Here is an 11158-nt window from a genome sequence, read left to right as displayed (position 1 = left end):
CTGTGCATAAGAGAAATAGGCTGCCAGGGCTAACCAGATTTGTTTAGTTGTTGCTTGTCCAAATTGACTTGCCAATGCTGTCATAATTTGCATCAAATAGAGACCAATCATGAGAATCCAGTTAAAGAGCATGAGCTGAGCGATGTAGATATTGTCCGCATCAAAAGCAAATGGAACCCTGACATCTGGGAAGAAAAGATTAAGACAGATCGCTAGCACATTCGCTAGGAAAATCAAATCCGAAAGAACAATAGCAAAGTTAAACCAAAAGAAAACACAAGAATAGTTAAAGACTTCTAGTTTAACGCGCCAGTTTGCTCTGCCAAATAAATGCTTAAAGTTCGAGAGAACAACTTCATAATTTCCTTTCGCCCAACGTTTCCGCTGCATATAGTAACTCTTTAAGGTCTCAGGTTCTTGTTGGAAAGCCTCTGAATTATAGGCAAGGGCAATCAATTTACCACTCTGCATGATTTTGAAGGAAATATCGGTATCCTCAGTTAAGGCACCATTTTTCCAACCACCGATACTCTTTACAAAGTCGGTTTGAATGATAAAGTTGGTTCCTGGGATACGCCCAATTTTAAAGAGATGCCACATCCCAACGTGGTGCACGCGCTGAGTAACAACGATCTCTTGGTTGATACAACGAGTCAAGAAATTTTGGTTGGCGTTTCGAGTCTTGTTGCGGCCAAAAGATGCCACATGACGTTCTGGATCCTTCATAACTTCTTTGACAAGGAAATAAAGAGCATTTTTTTCAGGCATGGCATCTGCATCATAAACACAGATGTATTCGCCTGTTGCCATCTCCAAAGCATCGTTTAGAACGCCCGCTTTTCCTCCCGTACCAGTACGGTCGATAATGGTTAGATTTCTTCCTGCATATTCAGGCATGGCTTGTACAGACAAACATTCTGCATAGGTGTTATCCGAACAGTTATCCGCAAACAAGAGCAACTCCACACGGTCGTGAGGATAGTTCATATCCAAGATAGCTTTTGCCGTTTGGGCAATAACCACATCCTCATTATGGGCAGGAACAACAATCGTTACCTTAGGATAATAAGGTAGAGGCGAAGTGTCTACACGAAAATCACTGTGTTTAAACCAAAAGTGTACTGCCGAAAAGAGAATTACCAAGCCCCATGCTAGAGAAATCCAAATTGTAAGCAAGGTAAAAATCATTAACATTTGACTAATCATGATTCACCGCCTTAAAATTTTTGTTTACTCGATGGTAAAGAATATTGTATGCAATAAATAGTATGATAAAACAAATGCCAAAGGCGAGACTGAGTCCCAAAGCAATACCAAAAAATAGTTCGGTTAAAGTCATGTTCCCCTCCTAATATTCCACAATTACATCTGTCTCTAGTTGACGTTTGAGATGACTGGCGACATCCGCGTAGTCTTGGTATTTATCTTTATTATCAGAGTTAATCACCAAATAGCCTGTTTGGAACTGAATTCCTTGATTGCCATCTTCTCCATGAAAAACTAAACTGCTCAGTTTCTCCTGCAAACCATTCAAATAAAGTTCCTTCAAAGAATGTTGGCTTTTACTGGATAGAACGAGAAAATTACCATCCGAAACGTAATAGAGTTTATCATTGTAGCTCAATTCCTGAGCAATTACCTCTTGAATGCTACTGAGCATCTGGTTATGTTCTTTCGGTTTAATCTGGAAGAACAAATCTTCATGTGCCCAATGAATCAATAGAGATTGAACCGTAACATCACTTTGTTCAGTGACCATCGCTTGGTAATCTGCTCGCGCTTCGTCTTCCTGTTCTTGTACCTTTGAGGCCACCTTGAAGAAATAATAACGAACCTTAAGTAGAATCCCAATCAAAAGAGGAAAACTGATTAATAAAAAGACCAGTTGAATGATCGGGATATAAACCACACCCGCAACCAAAACGATAAGTCCAAAACCAAATGCTAAGATAAGGGTCCAAGTAAGCAAAAGGTCAGATAATACCAACACTGCAAACAAGGCTAAAGCTAAAAAAAAGATTTGTTCTAAAATGATTGCTCGAGCATACAAAAAACAAAGCACCAAAAGAATGACCTCACAAGCAAGCAAAGCCATAAGCCAGTTTTTAAATTGACTCCAATTTTTCATTTTATCTTATTTCCCCCCTTTGAATTCCGATACAGAAGTCGCTGCCCCAAAGTACTGTTGAATGGATTGTACGATTCGTTCAGAGGCTCTTCCATCTCCATAAGGATTTGGTGCCTGAGACATTTGTCTATAAAGAGTTTCATCTGTTAAGAGTGCTGCCATCGCTTCTTTCACACGTACTGGATCCGTACCAACTAGCTTCAACGTACCTGCTCTTACTCCTTCTGGACGTTCCGTTGTGTCACGAAGGACAAGGACAGGTTTGCCGAGAGAAGGCGCCTCTTCCTGAACACCTCCAGAGTCAGTCATGATAAAATAGCTTCTTGAAGCCAAATTATGAAAATCAAGTACATCTAAAGGCTCAATCAAGTGAATACGATCGTGACCAGCTAAGATATCGTTTGCTGCTTCTTGCACAGCAGGGCTAAGGTGAACAGGATAAACAACTTCAATTTCCTGATGAAGATCGACCATCTCACGTAAAGCTGCAAAGACATTTCTCATTGGTTGACCTTGATTCTCACGACGATGCATGGTTACTAATACAAGTTTCTTATCTGGATCCAATTGATCTAAAACTTCATGATAGTAATCCGATTGAACGGTTAGTTTCAAGGCATCAATGGCTGTATTTCCCGTAATGACAATAGCAGACTCAGGGTGATTTTCCTTGAGGAGATTTTCTTTACTCTCACTAGTTGGAGCAAAATAGAGATCCGCTAGGTTATCAGTCATCTGACGATTCATTTCTTCTGGGAAAGGAGAATACTTATCAAATGTCCTTAGGCCAGCTTCAACGTGGCCGATTCGTACCTGATTATAGAAAGCAACTAAACTTGCTGCAAAAGTTGTTGTTGTATCTCCATGAACAAGAATTATATCTGGAAGTTCTTGCTTAACAACTGGATCAAACTTTTCTAAAATTTTTCCAGTAATGTCTAAGAGGGATTGATTTTTCCCCATAATATCCAGGTCATAATGTGGCTCGATGCTAAACGTTTCAAGAACTTGATCAAGCATTTGACGGTGCTGAGCTGTCACAACTGTGATCGTCTCAATGCTGTCACTATGTTTTTGCAATTCTAACACTAAAGGGGCCATTTTAATAGCTTCTGGTCGTGTTCCAAAAACAACCATCACTTTCAGTTTCTTCATTACGCTATCCTTCTACTATAATAAAATTTGACACATCAGATTAATCTTTATATCGAATTATTGCGCAAATCAATTAATTTGATTATCTTAATTATTTTACCGTCAATTAATTTATATGTCAAATTTTTTCCAAATTATATTATTGCATTTAATTTAATTTTAACAATTTGTAACCTTTTTGTAACAATATTATTTACAACCTTTAAAAAGCCTTATTTTAGGAAATTTTAAGACTTTTCAAAAGAATCCGTATTTAAAAAAACTAAACCTTATATGTTTTTTTTGATATTTATTTTTATCTTGATAATTCAAACAATTATATTTTACCACTTTGAGGAATAAATCAAACAATTTCAAACAAAAAAATTCCTTTTTCGAATGAAAAAGGGACTGTGATTGTTGTTTACTATATTTAAAATTTAAACCTTATAAAATCTGTCTTAAAACAAATTTTTCGACAGATACAAGACCAATTCTCCGATATCTTCACAAACCGCATTCATGGCCGGTTGATGGTTCTGATACCAAACACCCGTCCCATCTGGAATATAGCCTCGTTTGATGTATAATCTCTGGGCAGGTCCATACCCTGAATGGAGCCCAACACCAAGGGTCACCTTATCCGATATGAGCCTAACTTGTTTTTCTGCTTCTTCCAGCAAGAGATTTCCAATACCTTGATTTTGAAAAGGTTCAAAGACATTAAAATCTGAGAGTTCTGGATAGATTTCTGCAAAAGGCCCCTGCTTAGCGCAGGACAAAATTGTGATATAACCCGCTAAAGCACCCTCAACCTCTGCAACTAAGACTTCTCTCTCCCCACTTTCTTGCTCCTTAAAGTATCGAGTTAAAATCTCCTCTCTACTTGGCCAACCTTGGCTGATAAATCCTCGAGATAGTTCTTGTATGTCAGATTCTTGCATTTTTCTAATTGAACATGTCGTCTTCATAAGCTGCTCCTTTATAGCTTTCTCCTACCATTATAGCACGATAATAAAGATTAAAAGAAAAAACCTAGTAAGACAAAAGAATCTTACTAGGTCAACAGGGAATCCTTTCTAACAAAATCCTATAAAAATCTGAAAAAGAGGTCCACTGGACCTCAATTCGCTCTCTCATTTCAAGGCTCGTGAAAAAAAGACCCATATGGATCTTAATTCGCTTTCTTATTTCCGAGCTCATGAAAAAGAGGTCCACTGGACCTCAACTCGCTCTCTCATTTCCATGCTCGTAAAAAAAGACCCACCCGGGTCTTAATTCGCTTTCTTATTTTCAAGCTCATGAAAAAGAGGTCCACTGGACCTCTTTTTTAATCTTCGTTTACGAAAGGCATCAAAGCCATTACGCGTGCGCGTTTGATAGCTGTTGTTACTTTACGTTGGTTTTTAGCTGAAGTTCCTGTTACACGACGAGGAAGGATTTTCCCACGTTCTGAAACGAAACGGCTAAGAAGCTCAGTATCTTTGTAATCAACATATTCAATTTTGTTTGCTGCGATGTAATCAACTTTTTTACGGCGTTTGAATCCGCCACGACGTTGTTGAGCCATGTTTTTTCTCCTTTATAGTATTAATTGTCCATTAAAATGGTAAATCATCATCTGAAATGTCCAATGGATTGGTTGCTCCAAATGGATTCTCAGAACGTGAAAAGTCTGGTACTGGGTTTGCAGGTGCCGATTGACCAGCAGTTGGTGCAGAATAAGCCCCACCTGTATGTCCTTCGCGCACTCCGCGGCTTTCCAACATTTGGAAATTCTCAGCCACGACTTCTGTTACGTAGACACGTTGTCCTTGCTGGTTATCGTAACTACGAGTTTGGATACGACCTGTGATCCCGATAAGAGAGCCTTTTTTAGCCCAGTTAGCAAGATTTTCAGCCTGTTGGCGCCACATAACGACATTGATAAAATCAGCCTCACGTTCGCCATTTTGACTCTTAAATGTACGGTTTACTGCAAGAGTAAAAGTCGCAACTGCTACATTTGATGGGGTATAACGCAACTCAGCGTCACGTGTCATACGCCCTACAAGTACAACATTGTTAATCATAATTTACCTTCTTACGCGTCAAGTTTGACGATCATGTGACGAAGAATGTCAGCGTTGATTTTTGAAAGACGGTCAAACTCTTTAAGAGCTACGTCGTCGTTTGCTTCAACGTTAACGATGTGGTAAAGTCCTTCACGGAAATCTTGGATTTCGTATGCAAGACGACGTTTTTCCCATGATTTTGATTCAACAACAGTTGCACCGTTGTCAGTCAAGATAGAGTCAAAACGTGCTACCAAAGCGTTTTTCGCTTCTTCTTCAATGTTTGGACGAATGATATAAAGAATTTCGTATTTAGCCATTGATATGTTCCTCCTTTTGGTCTAATGACCCCTAGTCTTTGCAAGGGGTAAGTGAGGTTTGCTCACAATAAACTATTATACTAGAAAAACTGATAGATAGCAAGATAAAAGTGAAAAAAGAAGATGAAAATATCTTCTTTTTACTAGTTTATGGTTTGATACGGTGCAACATACGTGGGAATGGAATGGCTTCACGGATATGTTTGGTTCCAGCTGCGAAGGTTACCATACGTTCGATACCGATACCAAATCCTCCGTGTGGAACTGTGCCGTATTTACGAAGGTCAAGGTAAAATTCATATTCTGTACGATCCATGCCCAGTTCTTCCATTTTAGCTACAAGAGCATCGTAGTCTTCCTCACGCATAGATCCACCGATGATTTCTCCGTAACCTTCTGGTGCCAGCAAGTCTGCACAAAGCACGCGCTCTGGATTTCCAGGAACTGGTTTCATGTAGAAGGCCTTGATAGCTGCTGGGTAGTTCATGACAAATGTTGGCACACCAAAGTGGTTTGAAATCCATGTTTCGTGTGGTGAACCAAAGTCATCGCCATGCTCAAGATGCTCGTAGTCAGCATCTTCATCATTTTCATGCTCTTGCAAAAGGTCAATGGCTTGATCGTAAGTGATGCGTTTGAACGGCTCTGCAATGTAGCGTTTCAAGAGATCTGTATCACGTTCCAAGGTTTCCAAGGCTTGAGGCGCACGATCAAGAACACCTTGAAGAAGGGCTTTAACATAAGCTTCTTGCAAGTCAAGTGACTCATCGTGTGTCAAGTAGGAGTACTCCGCATCCATCATCCAGAACTCAGTCAAGTGACGACGCGTTTTTGATTTTTCAGCACGGAATACTGGACCAAAGTCAAATACACGACCAAGAGCCATAGCCCCTGCTTCTAGGTAAAGCTGACCAGATTGACTCAAGTAGGCTGGCGTTCCGAAGTAGTCTGTTTCAAAGAGTTCTGTTGAATCTTCAGCCGCGTTTCCTGAAAGAATTGGGCTATCAAATTTCATGAAGCCGTTCTTGTCGAAAAACTCATAAGTTGCATAGATGATAGCGTTACGGATTTGCATCACTGCTACTTGCTTACGAGAGCGGAGCCACAAGTGACGGTTGTCCATCAAGAAGTCTGTTCCGTGTTCTTTTGGTGTGATTGGGTAGTCTTGAGATTCACCGATCACTTCGATGTCTGTAATATCCAACTCATAGCCAAACTTAGAACGTTCGTCTTCTTTGACAATTCCTGTCACATAAACAGAAGTTTCTTGGCTTAGGCGTTTAATCGTATCAAACTTCTCTAGCCCCACTTCCTCACCGAACTTTTCAATAAAGTTTGGTTTAAAGGCTACACCTTGGAAGAAGGCTGTTCCATCACGCAATTGCAAGAAGGCAATTTTCCCTTTTCCTGATTTGTTGGCAACCCAGGCTCCGATGGTCACTTCTTGACCAACGGAGTCTTTTACATCAATAATTGTTACACGTTTTGTCATAATCTATCTTCCTTTTTTCGTTTAACTTGTCCGAAGACATCATTACCCACTATTTTACCATAAATAGACTGTGATAGCTAGGTTCTACTAGATAAAAATCGCGAGATTTTCGTTACAAAAAATCTTCGCTAAAAAGGCGAAGATTCTAAGTTTTATTTTTCCATAAACTGGTGCAAACGACGAATAGCTTCTTTTAATGTGTCCAAGTCTGTGGCATAGCTGAGACGAACATTTTCTGGTGCTCCAAATCCAGCTCCTGTAATCAAGGCAAGGCCGACTTCTTCGAGAATAGCCGTTGTAAACTCTGTCACATCGGTATAACCCTTCATCTCCATCGCTTTTTTGACATTTGGGAAAAGATAGAAGGCTCCTTGGGGCTTGACAACTTCAAATCCTGGTACTTGGCACAAGAGAGGATAAATGGTATTCAAGCGCTCTTCAAAGGCTTGGCGCATGGTTTCAACAGAGTCTTGCGGTCCAGTCAGCGCCTCAATCGTTGCATATTGAGATACTGCTGTCAGATTTGAAGTCGTTTGTCCTGTTAATTTGCTCATAGCAGCGATAATTTCAGGATTTCCCACAGCATAACCTACCCGCCAACCAGTCATGGCATAGGCCTTAGATACACCGTTAATCACAATGGTTTGCTTGCGAATGGCTTCTGACAAACTAGAAATTGGAACAAATTCGTTCCCGTTATAAACCAGACGTCCATAAATATCATCTGCTAGGATAAGGACATCATGCGCAACAGCCCAATTTCCGATAGCCAAGAGTTCCTCACGAGAGTAGATCATACCAGTCGGATTCGATGGTGAATTGAGAACCAAGACCTTGGTCTTATCTGTACGAGCTACTTCTAACTGCTCTACTGTTACTTTAAAGTGATTGTCTTCCTTGGCCTGGACAAAGACTGGCACACCTTCTGCCATCTTGACCTGGTCTCCATAGCTGACCCAGTATGGTGTAGGAATGATGACCTCATCACCTGGATTGACCACAGCCATAAAGAAGGTGTAGAGAGAGAACTTAGCACCTGTGGCAAAGGTAACCTCATTGGCTGCTACAGAATAGCCATAATAGCGTTCAAAGTAGGTATTAACCGCAGCCTTTAAGTCTGGCAGACCTGAAGCAACTGTATAAAAGGAAGCTCGTCCATCACGAATCGCTTCCACCGCCGCATCCTGAATATTTTCAGGAGTATGAAAATCTGGCTGTCCCAAGGTTAAGAAAAGAACATCTTTTCCTTGAGCTTTTAACGCTTTGGCTCTTGCATCACTAGCTAGAGTGACGCTTTCTTCCATTTCTAGTACACGTTTGGATAGTTTCATATGCCCTCCTTATTGGATCACTGCTCCTGTTTCAAAATCTATCAGATAGTAGTGGTTTCCTGACTTAACTTCCCAAATCGGCTTGTCCTGATAGCGACCAAAAGTGACTTTGTCAATGTCGCTAGCACCTTTTTCCCTCGAAATCGTCGCTGCCTTGTCTTGAGAAATCCCCTTATCAAGCTGATAAACATAAATCTTGTGGTCATTCTTTTCAATCAGTACGGCAATGGCCTCTTGCTTTTTATTATGTCCTAAAACGCTGTAATAACCTTCTAGTCCATTATAAAAATCAACCTGATCTGCCTCTTCCAATTCTGCATACTGCTTGGCTAGTTTTTCTCCCTCAACTCTAGCATCTTGATAGGGTTTCATGCTGAGTGATATCAGATAAAGGAAGGAAGTCGTCATGACTAGTACTACCAGAGCAATGCCGATTCCATACTGTAAAAGTAGCTTGTTTTTTGCTTTTTTCTGTCTTAGTTTCACTCGTCTATTTTACCATCTCTCCTTCTTTATTACAAGTGAAGACGGGAACATTCTAAGAATCTTTTCCTATAAAATGTAAGTTCTTGTTTTTCTCTCTCATTATTGATAAAATAAAGCTTATGAAACAATATTTGAAAGAGAAAATTTCCGATAATCAACTAGACTTAAAAACGGCTATCGTCCTTAATAAAGCCATACGGACTTTTAAACCATATGAAGCCAAGGCTGCTAAAGAACACGGGCTAACACCCACCCAATTTTCAGTTTTGGAAACCCTCTATAGCAAGGGGGAACTGCGCATTCAGGATTTGATTGAAAAAATGCTAGCCACTTCTGGAAACATGACTGTTGTCATTCGAAATATGGTTCGAGATGGATGGATTTCTAGAACTTGCGACCCCAAGGATCGTCGCTCCTTTTTCCTGAAATTAACACCTGCAGGACGCAGAAAAATCGAGGAGGTTCTTCCTGACCATATCGATTCGATTGTAGAAGCACTCAGCATCTTGGAAGATGGCGAAAAGGAAGACTTAATCCAGATTTTAAAAAAATTTAAAAATTTGTGAGCAAAATTATTGCTAATTAGTATCATTTGTTGTAACATGGATGGTAACAAAAGAGTTCGCTCTTTGAATTTTAAACTAAAGGAGACACATCATGTCTAAAAAAGTATTATTTATCGTCGGTTCACTACGCCAAGGTTCTTTCAACCACCAAATGGCCCTCGAAGCTGAAAAAGCACTTGCTGGAAAAGCAGAAGTTAGCTATCTTGATTACTCAGCTGTTCCTCTCTTCAGCCAAGATTTGGAAGTTCCAACTCATCCAGCTGTAGCTGCTGCTCGTGAAGCAGTCCTTGCTGCGGATGCCATCTGGATTTTCTCTCCAGTCTACAACTTCTCTATCCCTGGAACAGTGAAGAACTTGCTTGACTGGCTCTCGCGTGCTCTTGACTTGTCTGATACACGTGGAGCTTCTGCCCTCCAAGACAAGTTTGTTACTGTCTCATCTGTAGCCAATGCCGGTCACGATCAACTCTTTGCTATTTACAAAGACCTCTTGCCATTTATCCGTACACAAGTCGTTGGTGACTTTACAGCTGCTCGTGTCAATGACTCTGCTTGGGCAGACGGAAAATTGGTGTTAGAAGAAGCAACTGCTTCATCACTTGCAAAACAAGCTGACGACCTTCTTGCAGCCATCAACTAATCCAGCAAAAACCAGCTCGAATGAGCTGGTTTTATGCTTGTTTCACAAAGACGAGTTCTAAGTCACTGGATAAATCAGGTCGGTAGTCAAAGCCGGCAAAGCGGAGCTTGCGAGCTTGTTCGACTGTATGGACTTGCCCCTCTATCAAGGCGGTTAAAAAGGCACCACGGGCTTTTTTTGAAATGGTTGAGTGGATTTTCAACTGGCCTGCCTTGTCCTCCATAAATTTGAAGGTCACCATCTTTTCTCTAATTTCCTTCGAAAATACGGTTTCAAACTCTGATGATAGGAGTGAGAATATCAAATCCTCATCCTCTAGTGCCTCATCGTAGGCTGACTTCCAATGACTCTTTAAAGTCTTCCCAGCAACTTTTAACTTCATCAAGAAATCCAAACGGTGAGGAGCCATGGGCGACAAGGCGGGGACAACACCGTATAAAGCCGAGGTAATTAGGACATGATTTTCAAGATAGGTTTGTTCAGCCTTGGTTAACTCATCTCGTTTGATGTGACGATACATGAGACCATCGAAAAGTTTCAAGGCTGGATAATGTTTAGCCCTGTGATCTTTTAAAGCTTGAATATGAGCGTACTCTTCTTCTGCTTTCTCGGCAGATACCTTATAAAAAGTCTCTAATTCACTGGCTGAGTAGTGCGCCAGTGAGTCAAGGACTACCTGACTTTCTTCCCTCAAGGGGAGCGCTTCGATACAAGGATGGTCTGTGTTCATTTCTTTTGCTGTTGGGATTAAAATTTTCATATTGTTAGTGTAGCATATTTTTCAACCACGACCAAGAATTTCATCTTAAAAACCTCGGTTCATACCGAGGTTTCTCTGTTTATTTTGTCCATCCTAACCAGATAGCCGCGAGAACAAGGGCTGTGCCAGCTAAGCTTGTTAAGATAGATAAGAATTTATCTTTTTTCTCCTTGAACTGAGAAAACCTATTTTTATACTCAATGAAAATCAAAGAGCAAACTAGGAAGCTAGCCGCAGGCTGTACTTG

15 protein-coding genes are annotated in these 11158 nt (G+C 40.5%); 2 read left to right on the top strand and 13 right to left on the bottom strand.

The window, feature by feature from the left end; genetic code table 11:
* From GMD1S_RS05480 to GMD1S_RS05435, 11 genes are all read right to left on the bottom strand, one after another.
* Positions 1-1206 (bottom strand): glycosyltransferase family 2 protein (locus tag GMD1S_RS05480; RefSeq protein WP_000625491.1); only part of this gene is annotated, 1206 nt, incomplete at its 3' end.
* On the bottom strand, positions 1199-1339 hold the full coding sequence (locus GMD1S_RS12235) for a hypothetical protein (RefSeq protein WP_000176307.1): 141 nt from the start codon (positions 1337-1339) through the stop codon (positions 1199-1201). The genes GMD1S_RS12235 and GMD1S_RS05480, both read right to left, overlap by 8 nt.
* A gap of 9 nt (positions 1340-1348) precedes the next feature.
* A complete protein-coding gene (locus tag GMD1S_RS05475; protein ID WP_000800615.1) occupies positions 1349-2128 on the bottom strand; it encodes a hypothetical protein in 780 nt (259 codons plus the stop codon).
* Positions 2129-2134: 6 nt separating this feature from the next.
* The gene (gene wecB, locus GMD1S_RS05470) at positions 2135-3283 is read right to left on the bottom strand and encodes a non-hydrolyzing UDP-N-acetylglucosamine 2-epimerase (protein ID WP_000734436.1); all 1149 of its coding nucleotides are present in this window, start codon (positions 3281-3283) and stop codon (positions 2135-2137) included.
* A 440-nt stretch (positions 3284-3723) separates the two neighbouring features.
* Positions 3724-4233, bottom strand: a complete 510-nt coding sequence (locus GMD1S_RS05465) for a GNAT family N-acetyltransferase (protein WP_000858591.1) — start codon at positions 4231-4233, stop codon at positions 3724-3726.
* Between the two features lie 359 nt (positions 4234-4592).
* Positions 4593-4832 carry a 30S ribosomal protein S18 gene (gene rpsR / locus GMD1S_RS05460; protein ID WP_000068664.1) on the bottom strand — a complete coding sequence of 80 codons (240 nt, stop codon included), beginning with the start codon at positions 4830-4832 and terminating at the stop codon, positions 4593-4595.
* Between the two features lie 31 nt (positions 4833-4863).
* The gene (gene ssbA / locus GMD1S_RS05455) at positions 4864-5334 is read right to left on the bottom strand and encodes a single-stranded DNA-binding protein SsbA (protein WP_000609596.1); all 471 of its coding nucleotides are present in this window, start codon (positions 5332-5334) and stop codon (positions 4864-4866) included.
* An 11-nt stretch (positions 5335-5345) separates the two neighbouring features.
* On the bottom strand, positions 5346-5636 hold the full coding sequence (gene rpsF, locus GMD1S_RS05450) for a 30S ribosomal protein S6 (RefSeq protein ID WP_001151783.1): 291 nt from the start codon (positions 5634-5636) through the stop codon (positions 5346-5348).
* Between the two features lie 148 nt (positions 5637-5784).
* Positions 5785-7131: an asparagine--tRNA ligase gene (gene asnS, locus GMD1S_RS05445; RefSeq protein WP_192808291.1), complete on the bottom strand. Its 1347-nt coding sequence runs from the start codon at positions 7129-7131 to the stop codon at positions 5785-5787.
* Between the two features lie 149 nt (positions 7132-7280).
* Positions 7281-8459 (bottom strand): pyridoxal phosphate-dependent aminotransferase, encoded by a 1179-nt coding sequence (locus tag GMD1S_RS05440; protein WP_000777443.1) that lies wholly within the window; start codon positions 8457-8459, stop codon positions 7281-7283.
* Between the two features lie 9 nt (positions 8460-8468).
* Entirely contained in the window at positions 8469-8945 is a 477-nt protein-coding gene (locus GMD1S_RS05435; protein ID WP_000776855.1) for a cell wall elongation regulator TseB-like domain-containing protein, read from the bottom strand.
* A 119-nt stretch (positions 8946-9064) separates the two neighbouring features.
* Between GMD1S_RS05435 and GMD1S_RS05430 the strand changes: the two genes are divergently transcribed.
* Both GMD1S_RS05430 and GMD1S_RS05425 read left to right on the top strand, forming a co-directional pair.
* Positions 9065-9511 (top strand): MarR family winged helix-turn-helix transcriptional regulator, encoded by a 447-nt coding sequence (locus GMD1S_RS05430; RefSeq protein ID WP_000816316.1) that lies wholly within the window; start codon positions 9065-9067, stop codon positions 9509-9511.
* 91 nt (positions 9512-9602) lie between these two features.
* A complete protein-coding gene (locus GMD1S_RS05425; protein WP_000039632.1) occupies positions 9603-10151 on the top strand; it encodes an NADPH-dependent FMN reductase in 549 nt (182 codons plus the stop codon).
* 31 nt (positions 10152-10182) lie between these two features.
* Here GMD1S_RS05425 and yaaA read toward each other — a convergent pair whose 3' ends face one another.
* Positions 10183-10911 (bottom strand): peroxide stress protein YaaA, encoded by a 729-nt coding sequence (yaaA, locus tag GMD1S_RS05420; protein WP_000697764.1) that lies wholly within the window; start codon positions 10909-10911, stop codon positions 10183-10185.
* A gap of 79 nt (positions 10912-10990) precedes the next feature.
* On the bottom strand, positions 10991-11122 hold the full coding sequence (locus tag GMD1S_RS11720) for a DUF3953 domain-containing protein (RefSeq protein WP_002878149.1): 132 nt from the start codon (positions 11120-11122) through the stop codon (positions 10991-10993).
* Positions 11123-11158: the final 36 nt, after the last annotated feature.

This window comes from Streptococcus sp. GMD1S (assembly GCF_000296875.1).
GTDB lineage: Bacteria > Bacillota > Bacilli > Lactobacillales > Streptococcaceae > Streptococcus.
This window is presented reverse-complemented; position numbering and strand designations above follow the sequence as displayed.

Bases quoted from the DNA above. Each gene is read 5' to 3' on its own strand.
- GMD1S_RS12235 (WP_000176307.1), bottom strand. From the start codon at position 1,339: ATGACTTTAACCGAACTATTTTTTGGTATTGCTTTGGGACTCAGTCTC.
- GMD1S_RS05475 (WP_000800615.1), bottom strand. From the start codon at position 2,128: ATGAAAAATTGGAGTCAATTTAAAAACTGGCTTATGGCTTTGCTTGCT.
- wecB (WP_000734436.1), bottom strand. From the start codon at position 3,283: ATGAAGAAACTGAAAGTGATGGTTGTTTTTGGAACACGACCAGAAGCT.
- GMD1S_RS05465 (WP_000858591.1), bottom strand. From the start codon at position 4,233: ATGAAGACGACATGTTCAATTAGAAAAATGCAAGAATCTGACATACAA.
- rpsR (WP_000068664.1), bottom strand. From the start codon at position 4,832: ATGGCTCAACAACGTCGTGGCGGATTCAAACGCCGTAAAAAAGTTGAT.
- ssbA (WP_000609596.1), bottom strand. From the start codon at position 5,334: ATGATTAACAATGTTGTACTTGTAGGGCGTATGACACGTGACGCTGAG.
- rpsF (WP_001151783.1), bottom strand. From the start codon at position 5,636: ATGGCTAAATACGAAATTCTTTATATCATTCGTCCAAACATTGAAGAA.
- GMD1S_RS05440 (WP_000777443.1), bottom strand. From the start codon at position 8,459: ATGAAACTATCCAAACGTGTACTAGAAATGGAAGAAAGCGTCACTCTA.
- GMD1S_RS05430 (WP_000816316.1), top strand. From the start codon at position 9,065: ATGAAACAATATTTGAAAGAGAAAATTTCCGATAATCAACTAGACTTA.
- GMD1S_RS05425 (WP_000039632.1), top strand. From the start codon at position 9,603: ATGTCTAAAAAAGTATTATTTATCGTCGGTTCACTACGCCAAGGTTCT.
- yaaA (WP_000697764.1), bottom strand. From the start codon at position 10,911: ATGAAAATTTTAATCCCAACAGCAAAAGAAATGAACACAGACCATCCT.